Origin of the sequence: Candidatus Pelagibacter giovannonii, assembly GCF_012276695.1 — a bacterium.
GTDB classification, from domain to species: Bacteria; Pseudomonadota; Alphaproteobacteria; order Pelagibacterales; family Pelagibacteraceae; genus Pelagibacter; species Pelagibacter giovannonii.
In genome coordinates this window covers 349,799-369,967 of record NZ_CP038852.1, presented here as the reverse complement: position 1 = coordinate 369,967, position 20,169 = coordinate 349,799, and the positions used below count along the sequence as shown (strand labels likewise).

The 20,169-nt window shown below is 32.7% G+C and carries 28 protein-coding genes; 15 read left to right on the top strand and 13 right to left on the bottom strand.

The annotated features are described in order from the left end of the window. Position 1 precedes the first annotated feature (1 nt). From E5R92_RS02130 to E5R92_RS02085, 10 genes are all read right to left on the bottom strand, one after another. On the bottom strand, positions 2–223 hold the full coding sequence (locus tag E5R92_RS02130) for a DUF2798 domain-containing protein (RefSeq protein WP_168606467.1): 222 nt from the start codon (positions 221–223) through the stop codon (positions 2–4). A gap of 3 nt (positions 224–226) precedes the next feature. Continuing rightward, positions 227–559, bottom strand: coding sequence for a DMT family transporter (locus E5R92_RS02125; RefSeq protein WP_168606466.1), 333 nt, complete (start codon positions 557–559; stop codon positions 227–229). Positions 560–604: 45 nt separating this feature from the next. Further along, the gene (locus E5R92_RS02120) at positions 605–811 is read right to left on the bottom strand and encodes a hypothetical protein (RefSeq protein ID WP_168606465.1); all 207 of its coding nucleotides are present in this window, start codon (positions 809–811) and stop codon (positions 605–607) included. A 99-nt stretch (positions 812–910) separates the two neighbouring features. Further along, complete coding sequence (locus E5R92_RS02115) at positions 911–1,231, bottom strand: nuclear transport factor 2 family protein (protein ID WP_168606464.1); 321 nt, start codon at positions 1,229–1,231, stop codon at positions 911–913. Positions 1,232–1,234: 3 nt separating this feature from the next. Then, positions 1,235–1,531, bottom strand: a complete 297-nt coding sequence (locus E5R92_RS02110; RefSeq protein ID WP_168606463.1) for a hypothetical protein — start codon at positions 1,529–1,531, stop codon at positions 1,235–1,237. Positions 1,532–1,565: 34 nt separating this feature from the next. Next, the gene (locus E5R92_RS02105) at positions 1,566–1,916 is read right to left on the bottom strand and encodes a cupin domain-containing protein (protein WP_168606462.1); all 351 of its coding nucleotides are present in this window, start codon (positions 1,914–1,916) and stop codon (positions 1,566–1,568) included. 19 nt (positions 1,917–1,935) lie between these two features. Continuing rightward, positions 1,936–2,304 (bottom strand): hypothetical protein, encoded by a 369-nt coding sequence (locus tag E5R92_RS02100; protein ID WP_168606461.1) that lies wholly within the window; start codon positions 2,302–2,304, stop codon positions 1,936–1,938. Between the two features lie 12 nt (positions 2,305–2,316). After that, on the bottom strand, positions 2,317–2,607 hold the full coding sequence (locus E5R92_RS02095) for a hypothetical protein (protein WP_168606460.1): 291 nt from the start codon (positions 2,605–2,607) through the stop codon (positions 2,317–2,319). A gap of 18 nt (positions 2,608–2,625) precedes the next feature. Further along, a complete protein-coding gene (locus E5R92_RS02090; RefSeq protein WP_168606459.1) occupies positions 2,626–3,009 on the bottom strand; it encodes a nuclear transport factor 2 family protein in 384 nt (127 codons plus the stop codon). A 22-nt stretch (positions 3,010–3,031) separates the two neighbouring features. Next, positions 3,032–3,346 (bottom strand): hypothetical protein, encoded by a 315-nt coding sequence (locus tag E5R92_RS02085; protein ID WP_229704555.1) that lies wholly within the window; start codon positions 3,344–3,346, stop codon positions 3,032–3,034. Positions 3,347–3,538: 192 nt separating this feature from the next. On the opposite strand from E5R92_RS02085, the gene E5R92_RS02080 reads away from it, so the two are divergent. Further along, on the top strand, positions 3,539–3,955 hold the full coding sequence (locus E5R92_RS02080) for a hypothetical protein (RefSeq protein WP_168606458.1): 417 nt from the start codon (positions 3,539–3,541) through the stop codon (positions 3,953–3,955). Here E5R92_RS02080 and E5R92_RS02075 read toward each other — a convergent pair. Both E5R92_RS02075 and epsC read right to left on the bottom strand, forming a co-directional pair. Next, positions 3,952–4,953 carry a cysteine synthase A gene (locus tag E5R92_RS02075; protein WP_168606457.1) on the bottom strand — a complete coding sequence of 334 codons (1,002 nt, stop codon included), beginning with the start codon at positions 4,951–4,953 and terminating at the stop codon, positions 3,952–3,954. The two genes, E5R92_RS02080 and E5R92_RS02075, sit on opposite strands and share 4 nt — an antisense overlap. Continuing rightward, positions 4,953–5,531 (bottom strand): serine O-acetyltransferase EpsC, encoded by a 579-nt coding sequence (epsC, locus tag E5R92_RS02070; protein ID WP_168606456.1) that lies wholly within the window; start codon positions 5,529–5,531, stop codon positions 4,953–4,955. Before epsC ends, E5R92_RS02075 begins: the two co-directional genes overlap by 1 nt. Before the next feature lie 77 nt (positions 5,532–5,608). Between epsC and E5R92_RS02065 the strand changes: the two genes are divergently transcribed. The 14 genes from E5R92_RS02065 (at position 5,609) to E5R92_RS02000 (ending at position 18,838) form a co-directional block, all read left to right on the top strand. After that, complete coding sequence (locus E5R92_RS02065) at positions 5,609–6,019, top strand: VOC family protein (protein ID WP_168606455.1); 411 nt, start codon at positions 5,609–5,611, stop codon at positions 6,017–6,019. Positions 6,020–6,027: 8 nt separating this feature from the next. Then, positions 6,028–6,504 (top strand): hypothetical protein, encoded by a 477-nt coding sequence (locus E5R92_RS02060; protein WP_168606454.1) that lies wholly within the window; start codon positions 6,028–6,030, stop codon positions 6,502–6,504. A gap of 93 nt (positions 6,505–6,597) precedes the next feature. After that, complete coding sequence (locus E5R92_RS02055; protein ID WP_168606453.1) at positions 6,598–7,473, top strand: inverse autotransporter beta domain-containing protein; 876 nt, start codon at positions 6,598–6,600, stop codon at positions 7,471–7,473. Position 7,474: 1 nt separating this feature from the next. Further along, the gene (locus tag E5R92_RS02050; protein WP_168606452.1) at positions 7,475–8,236 is read left to right on the top strand and encodes a hypothetical protein; all 762 of its coding nucleotides are present in this window, start codon (positions 7,475–7,477) and stop codon (positions 8,234–8,236) included. A 5-nt stretch (positions 8,237–8,241) separates the two neighbouring features. Further along, positions 8,242–9,204, top strand: coding sequence for a hypothetical protein (locus E5R92_RS02045; RefSeq protein WP_229704554.1), 963 nt, complete (start codon positions 8,242–8,244; stop codon positions 9,202–9,204). 41 nt (positions 9,205–9,245) lie between these two features. Next, the gene (locus tag E5R92_RS02040) at positions 9,246–10,727 is read left to right on the top strand and encodes an aldehyde dehydrogenase (protein ID WP_168606451.1); all 1,482 of its coding nucleotides are present in this window, start codon (positions 9,246–9,248) and stop codon (positions 10,725–10,727) included. A gap of 139 nt (positions 10,728–10,866) precedes the next feature. Then, complete coding sequence (locus tag E5R92_RS02035; RefSeq protein WP_168607461.1) at positions 10,867–11,862, top strand: TRAP transporter substrate-binding protein; 996 nt, start codon at positions 10,867–10,869, stop codon at positions 11,860–11,862. Positions 11,863–11,955: 93 nt separating this feature from the next. Then, a complete protein-coding gene (locus E5R92_RS02030) occupies positions 11,956–13,239 on the top strand; it encodes a TRAP transporter large permease (RefSeq protein WP_168606450.1) in 1,284 nt (427 codons plus the stop codon). A gap of 58 nt (positions 13,240–13,297) precedes the next feature. Continuing rightward, the gene (locus E5R92_RS02025; RefSeq protein ID WP_229704552.1) at positions 13,298–13,753 is read left to right on the top strand and encodes a TRAP transporter small permease; all 456 of its coding nucleotides are present in this window, start codon (positions 13,298–13,300) and stop codon (positions 13,751–13,753) included. A 100-nt stretch (positions 13,754–13,853) separates the two neighbouring features. Next, complete coding sequence (locus tag E5R92_RS02020; RefSeq protein ID WP_168607460.1) at positions 13,854–14,504, top strand: alternative oxidase; 651 nt, start codon at positions 13,854–13,856, stop codon at positions 14,502–14,504. A 120-nt stretch (positions 14,505–14,624) separates the two neighbouring features. Continuing rightward, positions 14,625–15,587, top strand: a complete 963-nt coding sequence (locus E5R92_RS02015) for an ABC transporter substrate-binding protein (protein WP_168606448.1) — start codon at positions 14,625–14,627, stop codon at positions 15,585–15,587. 85 nt (positions 15,588–15,672) lie between these two features. Then, positions 15,673–16,725 (top strand): quaternary amine ABC transporter ATP-binding protein, encoded by a 1,053-nt coding sequence (locus tag E5R92_RS02010; protein WP_168606447.1) that lies wholly within the window; start codon positions 15,673–15,675, stop codon positions 16,723–16,725. Further along, positions 16,715–18,220 (top strand): ABC transporter permease, encoded by a 1,506-nt coding sequence (locus E5R92_RS02005; protein WP_168606446.1) that lies wholly within the window; start codon positions 16,715–16,717, stop codon positions 18,218–18,220. Before E5R92_RS02010 ends, E5R92_RS02005 begins: the two co-directional genes overlap by 11 nt. 9 nt (positions 18,221–18,229) lie before the next feature. Then, positions 18,230–18,838, top strand: a complete 609-nt coding sequence (locus E5R92_RS02000) for a LysE/ArgO family amino acid transporter (protein WP_168606445.1) — start codon at positions 18,230–18,232, stop codon at positions 18,836–18,838. Here E5R92_RS02000 and hisD read toward each other — a convergent pair. Beyond that, positions 18,831–20,117, bottom strand: coding sequence for a histidinol dehydrogenase (hisD, locus tag E5R92_RS01995; protein ID WP_168606444.1), 1,287 nt, complete (start codon positions 20,115–20,117; stop codon positions 18,831–18,833). The two genes, E5R92_RS02000 and hisD, sit on opposite strands and share 8 nt — an antisense overlap. Positions 20,118–20,169: the final 52 nt, after the last annotated feature.

Sequence of the window (20,169 nt, the reverse complement as noted above, 5' to 3'; positions counted from 1 at the left end):
ATTATTCAGTAATCTTATCTACAAATTTTTGCACTATAGGAGCCACTATAGTTGTTGTAATCATTGCCACCGGTAAACTTATAGACCACGCTTTAAGAAATCTTTTGATATAAAATTCATCATAACCAGTATTCACAAATGTAATGATTAAAGTCATCAACAAACTCATACCAAGACCCATAAAAAAAATGAATAGAAAATTAGAATATTTTTTTGAAATCACAATTTAATTATTTCCAAGTAAGTTAACCATCAATACACCTATTATAATTAAACCCAAACCAATCATTGAATAAAGATTTGGCATTTGATTAAATCTAATTATGCCAACAATTACAGTTGAAATAATTGTTAATCCAGCAAATGATGCATAAGTTATTCCCATTGGAATATTTTTCATCACCATAGATAACGCATACATACATAAAACGATTGTAATTCCAGTAATAATACTTGGAAAGAGAAGGGTAAAACCTTCCGCACTTTTTGCAAAACTATTTGAAGTAACTCCTAGAATAACTGCTAGGATTAGAAATCCATATGAAGTAGCGAGACTCATATAATAACATTAAATGAAATCTCGCTAAATATATAGAATTATTTATTAACTTTTAAAAAGCTCCATAGCTTTACCTAATAGCTCTTCTGATTTTGCATGATCACCAGCATCATGAGCTGCCATACCTTGATCTCTTAGCATTTGAGCTTCTGCAATTTTATCATCTATACTTTTTGCCATCATTGGGCAAGAACCTGCATAAACTGAACTTGTAAAAAGTACTAAGAATAAAGTTATTACTATTTTTTTCATATTTTCCTTTGTTTGATTAATTAACCAAACAATAGGAAAATAATAAGTTTTTGATATAACCAACATTGTCACTTTGCATGTGCAAAACGACCCAACCAGTTATTTAGGTATTTTTGTAGCACCTGTTTCAAGTGAAACAACTTTTCCATCTTGATATTTGTAGACAGCCATTACTGCCTCTGTGTTACCGTCATTAAAGGTTACAAATGAGTGCTCTACACCAATTTCATCATTCTCAAAAAGAACTCTAATTTTATCTTTATTGATATCTCCACTCATTGCCCATTTAATTACATCTGCTTTTCCCATAACTTTTCCTGATGCATGCATTGTAAATTTATAATCATCATGAAAAATTTCATTCATAGCAGCTTCATCTTTAGCTGTCATAGCAGCATCCATTTTTGCTAATATTGACATATATTATCCTTCTTTAACTTTAGTTAAATCGTAGATCATGTAGCTACCCATAACCTCATCCATGATAGGTTTAGATACCTCAGTACCCTCTATGAACTTAATTAAAGCAGCTTCATCAGTGCAAAATATTTTAAACATCACTGCACTTTTATCAGGTGTTACTGACGCCATAGTTTTTTCTACTATAGCAACTTTTGATCTTTCAGCTAATCCTTCTGGAGATTGCATAAACCCCATAAATTTTTCGAATTTACCTTCTCCTTTTTTGAACTTAGCTACTACTAGCATTTCTTTTTCCATTTCTTCTCCTTTTATTTGTTATTGTTATTCTTAACTATTCACCCCATTTTCCATGAAACTCATAAACTTCTACTGGCTCATCACCAACTACCCATCCATCATGACCAGGATCTATTGAATATGCATCACCAGCTTTATAAGTTACCTCTGTTCCATCATCGTGTTTGGCACACACCGCACCTGAAACGATCACACCTATATGTTTTGCTTTGCAACTATCTGTACCAACGGTAGGTTTAATATCTTTTGACCATTTCCAGCCAGGTTGTAACTTTAATCTCATCACTCTTTGATCTCCTACTTTAACAGTGTCGATTTGTGCATTATTAAAATTCGAATTAGATTCGTCTGGATGATCAAAACTTTTAACTTCTACTGATGCCATTTCCACTCCTTATTTGTTATTAATATAATACTACTTTGTTTACTCGTTCTTTACCGTTAGGAATAAGTCCTTCTAAAAAATTATGACACTCTTCAGTTTTTGCTTCATCAAACTTAGACCCATAATGTTTATCAGCAGCCTTATTAACTCCTTGATCCCACTCTTTTTCAGGTATACCTATCTCTAGGGCATACTCTTTTAAAACTTTTACCGAGGACATAGATTTTTCCTTCATATTGTATTCAAAAGTTTCACCTACTGGCAAAAAGTAATTAGACAAGTAGATACCGCTACAGTCCCAAGCTTTAGATTTATTTTCATCACTCATATCTGCATAAGTAGGGAGTGAAAAAAAAATACTTATAATTACAAATATTATCTTATTCATTTCCTGTTTATTTTAGTTAGCGTTAAAATCTATAATATTGTCTGTACACTCAACAAATTTGTGAGGTTCATAGAAATCGTTCATAGACTCTAATTGTTTATTAATTGCGTCTGGATCAGTACCTTTCCACCAACAAAACATTGTTAAGTTATCACCTGGTGTGTTCCAGCTCATTTGACATTTTGCATTGTCACTTGTCATTGCTTTGGTCATATCTTCCATTGACATTGAACCAGTAACTTCCATCATTTTAGCTTTCGCTTCTTTTGATTTAAAAGTGTGTGTTACTATATAGTTTTTCATTTGTTATCTCCTTTTTGTTTATTTTTTCATTGAGTTGAAAGCAGTTAAAGTATCATCATAAGTTGTCATAACAGATATCTTGCCATCATCTGTAACCTCATAATAATGTCCAAAAATTGTATCCATACCTGTTGCTTTCCCACTACATCTTACAAATACTTTATTGCCTTCACTGATCATATCAAGAGGAGTTACTTGGAAGTTTTCCCACAATGTCGGAATTTTTGAAAATCCCTCTATCATAGCTTGCTTGCCTTTATGCACTCCTGATAATGGATGTTTTCCAGGTAAACCAGGAAGTGTCCACACACAATCATCATGAATTAGTTCATTAAAAAATGTTTCCATGTCTCCTTTATTAAAACAATCGTACCCTTTACTTACTGTATCTTTTGCATTCATTTTTTATCTCCTTTTTATCTATTTATTCACTAAAGATGACTCTGATTTCATCTTCAATAGTTCCTTCAACTGCAACTTTCTTTAATTGTTTTTGAAGACTTTGATATTTTTTATCAGCTGACATTTTTGCATCTTGTTCAAAATTATCATCTTCAAACATTGTACCAACTATAGTTTCTCTAATTGTTCTTGGATCACCACCAATTTGAAAAGAAAAATAGATTTGGTGTTTAGGATAATATTTTCTTCTTACCTTTGCTAAACCCTTACCAATTTCCATTGCTTTACCTAGCATGTCGTCTTTAACTCTCATTGTTCTTGTGTATATTGCTTGCATTATATTAATCTCACTTGTTAATTGTTATTATTCTAAGTTAATAAATTCTGATTTATTTTAAAATGGTATTTATTGTCACCAGGTATGCAAAAAATTTATACAACTATTTCTTGTATAAAATTACTGTGCTCATAAAGCCTATAATCATTTTATAAAAATCCTGTATTATAGTTTTAATTAATTACTAAACTTATGATTGAAAAATTTAATAGTATTTTTTACTTAATTTTATTCACAATTCATTTTTTGGGTTTGGGTTTTTATGCTTATCAAATGATTATTGATAACAAAAGATATAGAGAAAAATTTCAAATTGATGAAACAGCTGCAACCATCATGCGTATGACAGGTGCAATATTTCTAGGTTCTTTTTTGATGGCCCTATATGTTATGTTTGTTAGACCAAATGGTGTTGAAGGAACGTGGGCATTTTTTAATTTAGTTTTTGTGCAAAACCTTTGTGTATTAATTGTTAATACTTACTCAATTAAGATTGATAAAACAGGTATGAGAAACGACTCTAATGAAGCTGTAATTGCTCCTTTAGTTTTTACAATTATTAGTGCAGTTCTTTGTTATGGATTGGCAGATAAAATTTATATGTATTAAAGCCAGTTAGGGAAGGGTAAGCCTTTTTCTTCTAGAAATTTTTTATTAAACATTTTGGTAGCGTACTTTTCACTTTTATCACAAAGAATTGTAACAATAGTTTTTCCAGGACCTAATTCTTTACCCATTCTAATTGCTCCAGCAATATTAATTCCACAGCTAGTACCAAGGCTTAATCCTTCATTTTCTATTAAATCATAAAGTATAGGAAGTGCTTCATGATCATCAATAGAATAGGCATCATCAATTTTAGCATTTTCAAAATTTTTCGTTACTCTGCTTGAGCCAATTCCTTCTGTAATTGATCCACCTTCAGATTTTAATTCACCATTTTTTATATAATTATAAAGAGCAGAACCTTTTGGATCAGATAAAAATATTTTTATATCTTTATTCATTTCTTTAAGAGCGTTACTTACTCCTGAAATTGTCCCACCAGTACCAGACGAGCATACAAAGGCATCAACCTTACCTTCAGTTTGTTCCCAAATCTCTTGTCCAGTTCCCTCATAATGCCCCTTAGCATTTGCAACATTGTCAAATTGATTTGCCCAAACAACTCCATTGTTATTTGATGGTCTTAATTCATCAGCAAGTTTTGCTGCAACTTTTACAAAATTGGCATCATCCTTATAAGGTTTAGCTGGAACTAGTCTTAAATCTGCACCAATATTTCTAAGAAGATCTTTTTTTTCTTGGGTTTGATTATCATTCATTACAATTATTGTTTTATAACCAAGCGAATTACCAAGTAGACATAAACCAATACCAGTATTACCAGCTGTTCCTTCAACAATTGTTCCACCTATTGAAATGAGTTTTTTACTTTCAGCATCTTTAATTAAAGCAAGTGCTGCTCTGTCTTTTACAGAACCACCTGGATTCATAAACTCAGCTTTACCATAGATATTACAACCAGTAATTTCTGAAGCAGCTCTTAATTTGATGAGTGGTGTATTACCAATGCCTGAAATAAAATTGTCATGAAAATTTTTCATTAATCAGAAGTATCTTTATCTGTTTCTTCAACAGCGTAAGGTTTAAATTCTTTTGTAGCTGTTCCAACATTTTTAGCAGGTATCCCAACCATTACAGCATTTTCTGGAACATCTTTAGTAACTACAGCATTAGCTCCAACTTTAGCATTAGCTCCGATTATTACTGGTCCTAATATTTGAGCACCCGAACCAACAACCACACAATCATTTAGTGTTGGATGTCTTTTAACCATTCTTTGTTGATTTGAATTAATACTTGGCGCAATCCCACCTAGTGTTGCCATATGATAAATAGTTACGTTATTTCCTATTTCAGAAGTTTCACCTATTACAACACCCATGCCATGATCTATAAATAAATTTTTTCCAATTTTTGCACCAGGATGAATCTCTATACCTGTTAAAAATCTAGATAGTTGAGAAATAAATCTCGCAATAAGATCAAACTTTGCTAGATAAAAAAAGTTAGCAATTCTATGAAAAAAAACTGCTTTAACACCAGGATAAGTTAGAATTAAACTTAACTTAGATTTTGCCGCAGGATCTCTATCAATTATAGATTGTAAAAAATCATTCATGAATTTAGCATTTATTGATTAAAATTTTATATTGGACTATATAGTCATTATACAACGAATTTAAAGAGGAGAAACTTATGTACAAAAACACAAATTGCTTTCATTTAGCAGTACCATGTGGAGATTTAGAGACTGCAAAAAAATTTTATAATGAAGCATTAGGATGCAGATTAGATAACTCTGCTCAAGAATGGGCCGATGTTGATTTTTGGGGAAATGAATTAACTCTTCATGCAAGTGAACATAAAATGGATAATGAAAGACATGACGTTGATATGGGAAATGTTTCAGTTCCTCATTTTGGAGTGCACCTTTCAAGAAAAGATTTTGATGCTCTTAAACAAAGACTAAAAGATAATGGCACAAAATATTATGATGAGCCTTATTTGAGATTTAAAGGAACTAAGTACGAGCAGGAAACTTTCTTTGTAAAAGATCCTAATGAAAATGTTTTAGAAATTAAAACATTAACTGCAAATCCTGGCTAAACTTTTGAATGACAAAAAAAGTAGCTGCATACAGTGAAACTTTATATCATTTAATAAATTTTCGAACAGACCAATTCCAACAATTAAAAAAAATGTTAGGAATTGATTACGATTCTTTCATGATACTTTCTGTTATGGGGGCCCATTATTTAAAACATAGTAATAAGTTAGGATCAGATTGGGAAGCCGTATGGGAAGATTTAAGAACATCAAAAATAGAGGAGTTTTATATATCACGTAAGTTAACAATTTATGCTGTATCAAATATTTTAAATTTACCAAGAGAAACCGTTAGAAGAAAAATAGAAACTTTAAAAAAAAAAAAATTAATAAATCATTCAACTACAAGGGGTCTTTTGCCAACAAATAAAACTGAAGAACTAATGAAACCTTTTGCTGAAATTGAATTAAAAACTCTTTCAAAATTTCTAAAAAGTCTAAAAAAAAATGGTACGTTAGACGCAGTTCTAAATTTTAAAGATTAATAATAATTTTAAAACCTATTTTGGGTCTATAAAACCTAAATTGGGTTTTATTTTGATAGTATTATTTTTTTTGTTTCTATATTTATTTACGTAATGAAATTTATTAAAATATTTTTAACATCACTCTGTTTAATAATCACAACTGTAGCTAATGCAGATGTAGCCTCTCAAGCTTTAAATAAAGTATCTGAAAAAATATCAAATTTGATACCTGGTGAAGGAATTACTGAAGTATCTTTAGATTATAATGATGGTGATGAGGACCAGCTTAACTTCTCAATATTAGGGGTAAGAGATATTGAAGCCACAGATAATTCTAATTTTTTTACTCAATTTAGTTTGATGAACCAGGAAATAAACAGTTCTGGAAGAATTATTGGAAACATAGGCTTAGGTTATAGAAAACTATCTGAAGATAAAAATTTTATGTTTGGCGCAAATACTTTCTACGATAGAGATTTGACAGATGGTCAAGACAGATTAGGCCTTGGTATTGAAGCTAAAGGTTCAATTTTAGATTTAACTGCAAATAGCTATACAAAAATTTCAAACTCTGAAGTTGTTAATGGTGATAGAGAGCAAGTTTTATCTGGTTGGGATTTTAACTTAACATCTCAAATTCCAAGAGCACCATGGGCTAGAATTAATTATAATGGTTATAAATGGGAAGCTGAAAAAGGATCTTCTGATCAAAAAGGTAATATTTATTCTCTAGAACTTGATGTAACAAATTCAGTAGAAATTGTTGCAAGTTTAGACAAATCTTCACTAAATAGTGTAGATGATGAAACTTCTTTAAGTATTAATTATATTTATCCACCAAAAGAAAAATCTATGGTGATGTCTGATGGCTTATCAAATGACATGTATGAAAAAAGCAACATGGAACAAAAATTAAAAGAAAAAGTTAGAAGAAGAAATAAATTAGTAATGGAAATTCAAGGAAGTGTAATCTTAACAAGAAAATAATATGATTAAAAAATATTTAAAAATACTTACATTGTTTTTAGGAGTTTTGTTCACTCAAAGTGTGAATGCTGCCTATGAGACAGGTGAAGCTACTGAATATCAAATTACAGTTTCAAAAATTGAACTTTGTGCAACGGGTTCTGCTATTCCAACTTCAAACGCTGCTTTTAGTTGTTTAAATCCTGTAACTGTTAGTGCTGCTGGCCTAGACTCAGCGGTAGACATTGGTAATGATGCAATTGGCGCAGGAGAAGCTGCTGCAACTTTAGGAAATTTTGGTTTAGCATCACCAGGTGTTACTTACACACACTTAATAGCAACCATGAAAAGAGAGATTCAAATTACAGGAAAAACTGCTAACTGCTCAACAAAAGGTGATGGAACCAAAGCTACAACTATTATAGGTGGTAGCGATGCTGGAAGTGGAGAGTCAGTGGCTGCTACAACAACACCTGTGTCTGCAAAACTTTTTGTCCCCGCAATGACAAATAATTCAGATAATAGAGATATACGAAGTGTATCGAATGTTGCGGGTGAAAACGCAACTAACGCTGGAACAATTAGTGCAACTCATGATTATTTTCAGGGAATGCTAACTTTAGCTGCACCATTTACTTTAATACAAGGTCAAAATCCTACTGTGACAATGGCATTTGATACTTCTACAGCGGTTGCTGCTTTAGATGGTGATGGTTGTGCGGGTGGAAATGATGAAATGCAAGCTGCACCACCAACAACAACAATTACTATCCAAGGTCAGTAAAATTTTTGTTTAAATTTTTATCATTAATTCTAATAGTTTTTTTATTTTCTATATCAAATTCTTTATCTGCTAAGGGTATTAAGGATTTTGAAAAAATTGATTTATCTAAAGATCAAAAGTCTGGAAGATTTTTTGAAGATCAGCCTGATATAACTGACGAACATCAAATACACTTTATTTATTTACTGCCATCTGATGGAGAAGATAGAGAGCTAGATATCAATGGTAAAATGCAGGATATTTTGGAAAAAGCTAATAATGCAATGCTTGAGGCTACTAAAGTAAACAAAGGTTCAGGTGGCGAAGGTAAAAAATTTAGATATGATTATAGAGAAGATGGAAAACTAGATATCACTTTTATTAGAACGAGTAAGAACTGGAAAGAATTACAAGATAATAGTGTTAACACCCAAATGGGTCATTATTTTCATCAATTTGGTGGTTTTACAAATAAGAAGAAAACATATTTTTTATGGACTGATATGAACAAAGGAAAGCATGGTGGAGATGCTGGCGTTGGAATAGGTGGCATTTTCGTAAGAAGCAATGGTCATAACAATGAAGAAAGATTAACACAGATTAATATACATGAATTGTTTCATACTCAGCTAATGGGAATAAGATGTATTAAAGGTATGAAAAAAATTCACTACTCTGATCATTATAACGGTGGCACTGATCATATGCTAAGTGTCGGCTTTAAATTAAATAGAAATTTGTATACTCATGATATTGAAGGGTGTCCTCAGTTAATTGATAGTGTTTATCTAACTCCAACATCTAAAGATCCATATAATCCGTATGAAATTATGTGTGAAAGAAATCTTGGAAAGTATACACATCCAAAGCTAGTTAAGATTATGTCTAAAGCTGAAAAATCAAACAAGTGGTACAAGAATAGAATTGGACCAACTTGTAATTGGAGAAACTGGACTAATAAGTTTGACTGGTTTGGACCAATGAATTAATTATTGATAATTAATCTTTTAAGTAATAACCTACAAAGATCATGGTTGTTAACTACAAATCAATCGCTAAAAATTTAAAGTTTGAAGGAAGAGCCTTTATTGATGGTAAATACGTTGATGCTATTGATAGTAAAAAATTTGAAAATATAAATCCTGCAACGGGTGAAACTCTTTGTTCTGTTGCAAAATGTAATCATAAGGATGTAGACCTTGCGGTAAAAGTATCAAGAAAAGCTTTTAATAGTGGTGTTTGGTCTAGAACATCTCCAGAATTTAGAAAAGATGTTTTGCTTAAGTTTGCAGAATTACTGAGAAAAACTGGTGAGGAAAATTCAGTTCTTGAATGTGTGGATACAGGAAAATTAATTGGAGACTGTATTAATGAGGTTGCAAATGATGCGCCAATGCATTTTCAGTGGTATGGAGAATTAATAGATAAAGTGTTTGGTAAAGTTGGACCAACAGAACCATCATTAACAAGTTTAATTGTTAAAGAACCAATAGGTGTTGTTGCAGGAGTTGTTCCTTGGAACTTTCCATTAATGATGGCAGTTTGGAAAATGGCACCAGCATTAGCTGCGGGTTGCTCTGTGATAATTAAACCAGCAGAAGATACTCCACTTACAGCAATACGTGTTGCTCAAATTGCAAAAGAGGCAGGAATTCCAGATGGAGTATTAAATGTTATTCCAGGTTTTGGAGATGTGGGTGAAGCACTTGGAAGACACAATGATGTTGATGCTGTTTCGTTTACAGGCTCAACAGAAGTTGGTGCTTTGTTTATGAAATATTCTGGTGAAAGCAATTTAAAGACTATTGGTCTAGAGATGGGTGGAAAAAGTCCATTTATAGTTTTAGAAGATGCAAAAATTACAGATAATTTAATTGATGATGCAATTAATTCTGCTTTTTGGAATGGTGGGCAAAACTGTTCTGCAAATATGAGACAAATAATTCATAGCAAAGTTAAGGATGAATTTTTAGATAAAGTTTCAAAAAAAGTTAAAGCTCTTAAAGTAGGTGATCCATTAGACCCAAGTTCAAACATGGGATCAATGATTTCTAAAAAACATTTAGCAACAGTTGATGGATTTATTCAAAAAGGAATTGATGAAGGAGCTAAACTTTTGTTTGGGGGTGTATCTGAAAAATCAAAAAAAGGTTTTTTTGCTAAGCCAACGTTATTTGATAATTTAAAAGAAAATATGGTAATTGCTCAAGAAGAAATTTTTGGGCCTGTATTAGGTGTTATTACAGTAAATGATACTGAAGAAGCTTTAAAGATTGCAAGTAATTCAAAGTATGGATTACATGCGAGTGTATTTACTCAAGATATTGATAGAGCATTTCATATGGCTAAAAGCCTTCCTTGTGGCACAGTTTCAGTGAATACTTTTTCTGAAGGAGACATTAAAACTCCATTTGGAGGGTATAAGCAATCTGGCTCTTTAAGTAGAGATCAAGGTACTGAAGCACTTAATTCCTTTCTTCAGACTAAAACTATTTGGATTAGCCACCAATAAGAACACATAAAAAGACAAAAGGCCTATATTAGTCTTTGACTCACTTAAAAGTTTTAAGCTAAGCTTCATTTTTAAACAAATAGAGAGAGATAAAATGAGAACAATTAAAACTATAAAGACACTACTTGCAGGGTTTGCTATGGGTTTATTTACCTTAGCCGCCGTTGCAGAAACAACTCTTAAGCTTGGAACTACTGGTAGATTGGGTATGCCAATTGGTGACGCCATAGATCAAGCATTAATGCCTGCCTTGGCAAAAGCCTCAGGTGGTAAGATGAAAATCGAACCACATTATCAAAAAAGCTTATGTGCTGAACAGAAATGTGGTGAACAAGCCAATCAAGGACTTATATCCCTTTGGACTAGTTCTACGGCAAACTATGGTAATTTCGGATCAGAGTTAGCAATTTTTGATTTACCTTTTATTTTCAAATCACTTGAAGATGCAAAAAGAATATCAAATGAATGGCTTGCAGAAAGACAGTGCAAACTAGCGCTTGAAAATTCAGGCCATATTTGCCTTTCTGTATATTCAAGCGGTGGATTTAGACAGCTTGGAAATGCAACTAAACCAGTCCATGTTCCAGGTGATATGAAAGGTTTAAAGTGGCGTACTACTAAGAGTCCGATTGAGTTCATGCTAGTTAAAAATTGGGGTGCAACTCCAACACCTTATGATTGGAGCCAGTTATACTCAGGCCTACAGTCGGGTGTAGTTGAAGGTCAGTATGTTGCTAGTCCTTGGCAACATGTAGCAAAACTTCATGAAGTTGCAAAATACTTTACTGAAATTGGTGGCATGTGGTCTGGAAATATTCTAGCAATGGATGCAAAGCAGTATAATGCTCTATCTTCTCAAGAGAAGAAATGGTTACACAAAGCTGCTGATGCGTATGGAGAAAAAGTAAACCAGTTAGATAACGCTTGGATTAAGAATGGAGAAGATGCAATTAAAGCGTCTGTGAAAGAATGGTATGTTCCATCTGATGCGGAAATGACTAAATGGAGAGCAGGTGCAATTGGTGCTTGGGTAAAAGCGAAGGGTACTTTTGAACCAGAAGTAGCTAAAAGAGTACTTCTAGAACAAGGAATGGATGGATTTGTAGCTCAGTTAGAGAAAGCTGGGGCTCTGTAAATCGTTCAACGAAAAACTGTGTAAAGATCATTTAGCTCAATCTTTAGAACTAGATGATCTTTACCTAAGATAAATCATAAAAGATAAGTAACTATGGAAAGTATCATTCTACTTGGAGTACTCCTTTTTCTAATCCTATTAGGTGCTCCCATTGGCTTCATATTAATACTCATACCATTTGTTTATATTCTATTTACCGACGCTGTGCCCCTTATTCTAATCCCTAGTCAAATGTTTAATGCTATTGATTCAGTTCCATTAACAGCAATTGCATTTTTTATGCTGACAGGTGAGTTAATGACAAGTGCCACGATTACTGACCGGTTAGTAGCCTTGAGCAAATCATTAATTGGACGTGTACGAGGGGGACTGGCTCAAGTTAATGTTCTTGTGAGCATGTTTTTTGCAGGGATGAATGGTTCTGTGGTAGCAGATACAGCTACGGTGGGAGCATTAGTATTACCAGCTATGAAAAAAGCTGGCTATCCTCCTGCGTTTTCGGCTGCGGTTACAGGTGTAAGCTCCACTATAGGAGGCATAATTCCACCCAGTATCATGATGATTGTACTTGCTAATTCGACAGAGCTTTCGATTGCATCACTATTTGCAGCTGGAATTATTCCAGGCGTGTTGATAGGCGTTGTGATCATGATAATCAATCATTACTTTGCAATCAAATATAATTTCGAGCGCAGTGATGAAAAATTTTCGATACGTCGAGCTGGTAAAGAATTATATCGATCCTCGTTTGCCCTTCTGATACCTGTGGTTTTAGTGGGTTCAGTAATGGGTGGTGTTGCATCGGTTGTAGAGGCTGGAGCTATCACAGCAATGGTTGCGTTATTTACAGGTGTATTCGTGTATCGAACTATTAAATGGAAAGATTGTACTGGTGCTTTTCGTCGAGCATTCCGTAATTCGGCAATGGTTTTTATTATCATAGCTGCGTCGGGACCCTTCAGTTGGTTACTTACCTCTCTAGGTGCAATTGGTGAACTTGAAAACTGGCTTCTAAGCCTTACAGAATCCCCCATTATTTTTATTTTAGCCGTTATCCTATTTATTTTTCTTCTTGGAACAGTAATGGACTCTGCGGTAAACATTATCATAGTTGGCCCAGTATTAGTTAATGTTATGGCTCAAGCTGGCTTTCCTGAGATACAAGCGGCTATCGTTGTAATAGTTGGCTTCTTAATAGGATCAGTAACACCACCTGTTGGCGTCGCATTCTTTACCGCTGCAACAATAGCACAAGTCCGTCTAGAAAAAGTTGCTGTTGCATTAATTCCTTATCTAGTTGGGCTGTTTTTACTTTTATTTTTTATCCTCGTTATTCCAGAGTTGACCATGTTTCTTCCAAACCTACTGAGTAATTAGAGACATGTTAAAATTTTTTAACAACATAGACCGTTTTATTCATCGCACATTGGAAGCTATGTGCTCACTCCTTTTGGCTGCGATGGTTGGTTTCACCCTTTATAACGTAATCATGCGATATGTTTTTAACAACCCTCCTGTTTGGGGTGATCTGCTAACAGTATTAAGTAATATTTGGCTGATGTTTATAGCACTTTCTCTAACAGCCAGAGATAATGAACACATAGCTTTAAATTTAATTTATGAAAAATTACCAAATAGACTGTCGCTATATATACGCCAGTTCTGGAAGCTTATGATTATGGCAATTGGTATAGTCCTGATAATTTATGGATTTGAACTTGTAGAGGGTATGCGTGGAAAGTATTGGGAAATGTGGTATTTTGAAATTAGCTTCCAAGGTATTGAGTTCAAAGAGAATTATATGCCAAAGAAATATGCTGTTGCAATCTTGCCGTTAGCTGGATTTTTGACAACCATTGGTGCTGCTATTAGTTTTGTGAAAAAGGTCTAATTCTTTTGGATTAGCCACTAATAAATAAGATAAAACCCAGTATATTTAAGGTCATAATATCACATAGAATAATTGAAACTAATATCCAAATATATATGTGATGGATAATTTACAAAAACATTACAGGCCAGAAAATATGAGTGACCGTGTAGCCTTATTGTTTACAAAACTTTTAAGACTTGTAGCTGATATTTTTTTTAAAAAAAAATATGGTCATAGAGCCGTAGTACTAGAAACGGTTGCTGCTGTACCTGGAATGGTTGCAGGCATGCTGATGCATCTAAAATCTTTAAGAAAAATGGAGGATGATAAAGGCTGGATAAAGCTTCTTTTAGAAGAGGCTGAAAATGAAAGAATGCATTTAATGACTTTTATTCAGGTTGCTAAACCAACACCATTAGAAAGATTTATAATTATTGCAGCACAACTAGTATTTATAATTATTTATTCAATAATATATTTGGTGTCTCAAAGAACAGCTCATAGAATAGTAGGGTACTTTGAAGAAGAGGCAGTTTTTAGTTATACAGATTATTTAAACGAATTAGAGTCGGGAAGAATTAAAGATCAACCAGCTCCCAAAATTGCAATTGACTATTGGAATCTTCCACTTCACTCAACATTAAAAGATGTTGTAAGGGTAGTAAGAGATGATGAGGCAGGACACAGAGATGTTAACCACAGTTTTGCAAACCTATTAAATGAAAAAAAATTTAATAAAAAAGAAGCAAAATCTTTAGATTTTAAGTAAAAAAATTATGTCTAGATTTATATTTATCTCAAAAACTCAACAAATTTAGCTACAAATTTCTTTGACTCTCTTAAAAGTTTTAAGCTATGCTTAGTTTTTAAATTAATCGAGAGGGGTATAATGAAAATAATAAAAACTACACTTGTAGCTGGTTTAATTTCTTTATTTGCTACTTTTTCAACATTTGCTGAAAAAGTTAAAATAGGAGATCCAGGTTGGACAGGTGCAACAGCTATTGCAAATTTATTAGCAGCAGTTGTTAATGACAAAATGGGTGGAGAAGCAGAATTAGTTCCAGGAAACAACACTGCAATCTACGGTGCAATTGATAGAAGCAAAGGTGAAATAGAAGTTCACCCTGATATCTGGTTACCTAATCAACAGGCTTATACTAACGATCTAGTTCCCAAAGGAACTCTTAAGTTAAGTTCAAAACCTTATGAAGGGAACCAAGGATATTGTGTATCTCAACAATTTGCAAAAAAAATGAATATTACAGCAATTGAAGACTTAGCTAGACCAGAAGTTGTTAAAGCAATGGACAGTGATGGTAATGGTAAAGGTGAGTTTTGGATTGGTGCTGACGGATGGGCTTCTGCAAATGTAAACCAAGTTAAACTTAGAGATTATGGTTTATATGATGCGGGTATTGAACCTATCAGAGCTGCTGAAGCTGTAAAAAATGCAAGAGTGCTTGACTCAATTAAAAAAGGTGAAGGCTATGCATTTTATTGTTACAAACCACATGCAATTTGGGGAATGGCTGACGTAGTTATGTTGACAGAACCAAAACATGATCCATCTAAATACAAAATGGTTCAGCCTAAAGAAGATGCTGACTGGTATAAAAAATCTTATGTTGCGTCAAAAGATGCACTTAAAAAAATCCAAATAGGTTGGGGCACTTCTTTAGAAGCAAAATCTCCAGCTATTGTTGAGTTTTTTAAGAACTTTCAGTTAACAGGAGATGATGTGTCAGCTATGGCTTATGCAATTTCAGTTGAGAAAAAACAACCAGCTGATGTTGCTAGAACTTGGATGAAAAATAATAAATCTAAAGTTGATGGTTGGTTAGGACTTTAAGTTAAGTTAAATTTTTACCCGGCAACTTTATTTGTTGCCGGGTATATTTCTTGAAAAAAAATTATTAAATTTTCGAACGGATTTGATGGACTCAGCTATTAAAATAAAAAATGTTTGGAAGATATTTGGTAACAATTCCAAAGAAGCATTAAACGCTATTCAAAATGAACATATTTCAAAACAAGAAGCTTTAGAAAAATATAATTCAGTAATTGGTGTATCTGATGTTTCTTTTAACGTTAAAAAGGGAGAGATTTTTTGTGTAATGGGCCTTTCTGGCAGTGGTAAATCTACTTTAGTTAGGCATATCAATAGATTATTAGAACCAACTTCAGGTCAAATTTTGATCAATAATGAAGATGTAATGAAGTTTGACGCAAAAAGTTTGCAAGATTTAAGGAATAAAAAGATAGGTATGGTTTTTCAGAACTTTGCTCTAATGCCCCATAGATCAGTATTAGATAATATAGCAATGCCACTTGAAATAAGAGGCATCAGTAAAAATGATAGACTGGATACTGCTAATAAAATTTTAGATATTGTAGAGCTTCAAGGGTGGGGAAATAAATTTGCTCATGAATTGTCGGGTGGAATGCAACAAAGAGTTGGATTGGCTAGAGCTTTAGCTGCAGATCCTGATGTTTTATTAATGGATGAACCATTTAGTGCACTAGACCCATTAATTAGAAGACAGCTTCAAGCAGAATTTATCAAACTTTCAAAACAAATGAAAAAAACAACAGTATTTATAACTCATGACTTAGATGAAGCGGTAAGGGTAGGTCATAGAATTGCAATCATGAGAGATGGAAAGGTTATCCAAATAGGGACACCAGAAGAAATAGTTATGAAGCCAGCAGATAGTTATGTAGCAGACTTTGTGAAGGGAATTTCTAGATTAAAAATTGTTCAAGCAAAATCTATTATGCAGCCTGTAGAAAAATTTGAAAAGAAATTTGGATTAATAGGTAAAAATTTAGAAAGTGTTAATGAAAATGATTTATTAAATAAACTAATAGAAAAATCTTCAATTAAAGATGAACCAATATTAGTGATTAATAGTGATAACAAAAACATTGGTATAATAACTCAGGCAGATTTACTTAAGGCAGTTGTAGAGGGTAGCGATGGAGAATAAAACACTTAGAAACCCTTCTAGAGATGAACTGATTACTGATTTTGTAAAAAGTAATCCAGATTATTATATAAAAGAGTTTAAAAAAATTGGTAGTAAACCTACTTATTCATTATCATTTAACCTATTTGCATTTATTCTTGGACCTGTTTGGTTTGGAATGCGTAATGTTTGGAATTGGACTTTAGCTTTTTTAATTATAGAAACTTTTGCTGTAGTACAAATTATTAGAGGTTTATTTGGTAATATTACAGCAGATGCTATTGCTAAAGTTGAACAAGTTAAAGGCACAATAGCTTTTAGGAATAAACAATTAGAAGCTGCGATAGAAAATAATCCAGACAAAATTGATGTCTTTAAAAGAAACATAAAATCTTTAGAAGATGCTATGCAAGGTTATCTTGATGAAATTACAAGAGTAGAAGCCTCAGCAATTTGGATTGCATTTTTCGGTGTTATTTTATTGATTGCTGTTAAGATTACCCAAGGTATTTTGGCGAATTCTATTTTAGAAAAGAAATATTCCGAGTGGCTATCTGATAAATCTATTCATCCAGGGATGCAGATGAAAAATTACATCTACAGTAGTATTTTTACATCTATTATAATGTTTTTTTCTGTTATCCATTATAGTTTCCCAGGTCTTTTACAAATAATGGATACTTTTCCAACTCATCCTGAAATACGATTATTTTCAATTAAATGGATAGAGGTTATTTTTGATTATGCTGTTGTTAAAGGGGATTTAATTTTTACTGCCATAACAATTGGAATTAGATCAGTTTTAGATTTCTTAGAATTATTATTTGTTAAAACTCCGTGGATTGTAATTATAACTGCCATTGTAACACTAACAGGGTTATCAGCAGGACCCAGAGCTGCAATTTATTCAACAGGGTTTTTGTGCTACATGGGTTTTTTAGGTTTTTGGGTTAAAGCAATGACGACACTTGCTCTATTAGGAACTGCTGCAGTATTAAGTATAGCAATCGGTATACCCCTTGGAATTTATTGTGCAAGACGACAAAGATTTTATTCATTGATTAGGCCTATAATGGATTTCATGCAAACAATGCCGGCTTTTGTATTTATGATACCAGTAATAGCATTTTTTGGTACTGGAAAGGTTGCAGCGGTAATTATTACAATGATTTTTGGAGGAACACCCGTTGTCAGACTTACCGTTTTAGGGTTACGTGGAGTGCCAGAAACAATTCGAGAGGCAGCTATCGCATACGGTGCAACAAAATGGTATTTGCTTAGAAAAGTAGATCTACCACTGGCCACACCTTCAATTTTAGCAGGTGTTAATCAGACAGTGATGTTAAGCTTAGCCATGGTAGTTGTTGCGTCTTTAATTGGTGCAAAAGGTTTAGGTCAAGATGTTCTTGAAGCATTGCAGTATGCTAATGTTGGACAAGGAATTCTTGCAGGTGTAGCAATTTTATTTGTTGCATTGATACTTGATAGGGTTGTTCAGGGTAAAAAAAGAGTTTAATAAAAATTAATGGAATATTTATTATTAGGTTTTTTTACAGGTCTTAGTTTAATTCTAGCAATTGGTGCCCAAAATATTTTTGTAATAGAGCAAGGGTTAAAAAAACAATATATATTTCTTGTTTGCATAATTTGCTCAATATCTGATTTGATATTAATATTTTTAGGAATTTTTTTATTTCAATATTTTGGTAATTTTTTTAATTCTACAATAGAGCTTATCTTAAATATTCTCTTATTTATATTTTTAGCTCATTTTATTTATGGAAAGATATCTATTCAAAAAAATAAGATTAATTTTAATCAAGAAGTAAAAAACATCTCATTAACAGGTATAATAACTAAAACTCTCGCTTTCACCTATCTCAATCCACATGTCTATTCAGATACTGTATTCTTTTTGGGAAATTTTTCTAAAAATTTATTAATTATTGATAAGTACTATTTTGGACTTGGGGCTTCTATAGCATCATTTCTTTTCTTTTTTACAATAGCATATCTTTCAAAATCTTTATCAAAATATCTTCGAAGTGATAAAGTTTGGAAACAGATTAATCTATTAATAATATTGTTTATGAGTTTATTGGCTTTATTTGTTTTATTTGAAATAATTAATTAGAAAAACCATATTTTCTTAATCTAACATCACCAGTTCTAGCATGAGCTTCCATACCTTCATATCTAGAAATTCTAGCACAAGCAGCGCCTACAGTTTTTGTAGATTCTTTAGTCATTCTTTGGAAACTTAATGTCTTAATAAATTTCCCAACAAATAAACCACCTGTATATCGACCAGCACCTTTAGTAGGTAAGATGTGGTTTGTGCCTGAACATTTATCTCCATAAGCAACAGTTGTTTCTTCACCAATAAATAGTGAGCCATAATTTTTTAATCTTTTATGGAACCAATCTAAGTTTTCAGTTTGTATCTCTAAATGTTCTGGAGCATATTCATCACTGATTGTTGCCATTTCTTCGTCAGTATCACAAAGAATAACCTCTCCATAATCCCTCCAAGCAGCTTCTGCACTTGTTCTTGGAACTTCTGGTAAATCAGCAATTAATTCTGGAACTCTTTTCATTACCTCATCAGCAACTCGTTTACTTGTTGTATATAACCAAGCAGGAGAATTATAACCATGCTCTGCTTGACCAACAAGATCAACAGCAACCATTTCTGCATCAGCTTTATCATCTGCAATTACAGCAATTTCAGTAGGACCAGCAAACAAATCAATTCCCACTTTTCCAAATAAAATTCTTTTAGCTTCAGCAACAAACTGGTTACCAGGACCAACTATAATATCAGCTGGAGGATTATTAAATAATCCATTAGTCATTGAAGCAACACCAGGTACACCACCTAAATTTAAAATTACATCAGCACCACATAAATCAGCTGTATACACAATTGTTGGATGGGCACCAACACTCTCTTTAGGAGGACTACATGCAATTACATTTTTTACTCCTGCAACTTTTGCAGTCGTTACACTCATAACAGCAGAAGCGATGTGAGCATATCTACCACCAGGTATATAGCATCCAGCAGTATTAACAGGTATTAATCTTTGACCAGCAAATAATCCTGGAGAAAGCTCTACTTCAAAATCTTGTCCATAATTTTTTAATTGAGCTTCAGCAAATGTTCTAACTCTATCGTAAGAAAATTGAATATCATCTTTAGTTCTCTGATCTAAAGTCTTTTTAATTTCTTCAATTCTTTCTTTAGAAACAATAATATCACCATCATACTTATCAAATTTTTTTGTAAGATCTATACAGGCTTGCTCTTTATTTTCTTCAATATCTTTCAATAATTCTTTAACAATTTCTGTAGTTTTAGTGTCATCTGTTGATGATGTCTTAGGTGATTTTTTTAAATATGTTATAGCCATTGTTTCCCTCTCTAATTTTTGAAGTCTTATTTAAAACATTAATATAGTTATT

Bases quoted from the DNA above. Each gene is read 5' to 3' on its own strand.
- E5R92_RS02125 (WP_168606466.1), bottom strand. From the start codon at position 559: ATGAGTCTCGCTACTTCATATGGATTTCTAATCCTAGCAGTTATTCTA.
- E5R92_RS02120 (WP_168606465.1), bottom strand. From the start codon at position 811: ATGAAAAAAATAGTAATAACTTTATTCTTAGTACTTTTTACAAGTTCA.
- E5R92_RS02115 (WP_168606464.1), bottom strand. From the start codon at position 1,231: ATGTCAATATTAGCAAAAATGGATGCTGCTATGACAGCTAAAGATGAA.
- E5R92_RS02110 (WP_168606463.1), bottom strand. From the start codon at position 1,531: ATGGAAAAAGAAATGCTAGTAGTAGCTAAGTTCAAAAAAGGAGAAGGT.
- E5R92_RS02105 (WP_168606462.1), bottom strand. From the start codon at position 1,916: ATGGCATCAGTAGAAGTTAAAAGTTTTGATCATCCAGACGAATCTAAT.
- E5R92_RS02100 (WP_168606461.1), bottom strand. From the start codon at position 2,304: ATGAATAAGATAATATTTGTAATTATAAGTATTTTTTTTTCACTCCCT.
- E5R92_RS02095 (WP_168606460.1), bottom strand. From the start codon at position 2,607: ATGAAAAACTATATAGTAACACACACTTTTAAATCAAAAGAAGCGAAA.
- E5R92_RS02090 (WP_168606459.1), bottom strand. From the start codon at position 3,009: ATGAATGCAAAAGATACAGTAAGTAAAGGGTACGATTGTTTTAATAAA.
- E5R92_RS02085 (WP_229704555.1), bottom strand. From the start codon at position 3,346: ATGCAAGCAATATACACAAGAACAATGAGAGTTAAAGACGACATGCTA.
- E5R92_RS02080 (WP_168606458.1), top strand. From the start codon at position 3,539: ATGATTGAAAAATTTAATAGTATTTTTTACTTAATTTTATTCACAATT.
- E5R92_RS02075 (WP_168606457.1), bottom strand. From the start codon at position 4,953: ATGAAAAATTTTCATGACAATTTTATTTCAGGCATTGGTAATACACCA.
- epsC (WP_168606456.1), bottom strand. From the start codon at position 5,531: ATGAATGATTTTTTACAATCTATAATTGATAGAGATCCTGCGGCAAAA.
- E5R92_RS02065 (WP_168606455.1), top strand. From the start codon at position 5,609: ATGTACAAAAACACAAATTGCTTTCATTTAGCAGTACCATGTGGAGAT.
- E5R92_RS02060 (WP_168606454.1), top strand. From the start codon at position 6,028: ATGACAAAAAAAGTAGCTGCATACAGTGAAACTTTATATCATTTAATA.
- E5R92_RS02055 (WP_168606453.1), top strand. From the start codon at position 6,598: ATGAAATTTATTAAAATATTTTTAACATCACTCTGTTTAATAATCACA.
- E5R92_RS02050 (WP_168606452.1), top strand. From the start codon at position 7,475: ATGATTAAAAAATATTTAAAAATACTTACATTGTTTTTAGGAGTTTTG.
- E5R92_RS02040 (WP_168606451.1), top strand. From the start codon at position 9,246: ATGGTTGTTAACTACAAATCAATCGCTAAAAATTTAAAGTTTGAAGGA.
- E5R92_RS02035 (WP_168607461.1), top strand. From the start codon at position 10,867: ATGGGTTTATTTACCTTAGCCGCCGTTGCAGAAACAACTCTTAAGCTT.
- E5R92_RS02030 (WP_168606450.1), top strand. From the start codon at position 11,956: ATGGAAAGTATCATTCTACTTGGAGTACTCCTTTTTCTAATCCTATTA.
- E5R92_RS02025 (WP_229704552.1), top strand. From the start codon at position 13,298: ATGTGCTCACTCCTTTTGGCTGCGATGGTTGGTTTCACCCTTTATAAC.
- E5R92_RS02020 (WP_168607460.1), top strand. From the start codon at position 13,854: ATGGATAATTTACAAAAACATTACAGGCCAGAAAATATGAGTGACCGT.
- E5R92_RS02015 (WP_168606448.1), top strand. From the start codon at position 14,625: ATGAAAATAATAAAAACTACACTTGTAGCTGGTTTAATTTCTTTATTT.
- E5R92_RS02010 (WP_168606447.1), top strand. From the start codon at position 15,673: ATGGACTCAGCTATTAAAATAAAAAATGTTTGGAAGATATTTGGTAAC.
- E5R92_RS02005 (WP_168606446.1), top strand. From the start codon at position 16,715: ATGGAGAATAAAACACTTAGAAACCCTTCTAGAGATGAACTGATTACT.
- E5R92_RS02000 (WP_168606445.1), top strand. From the start codon at position 18,230: ATGGAATATTTATTATTAGGTTTTTTTACAGGTCTTAGTTTAATTCTA.
- hisD (WP_168606444.1), bottom strand. From the start codon at position 20,117: ATGGCTATAACATATTTAAAAAAATCACCTAAGACATCATCAACAGAT.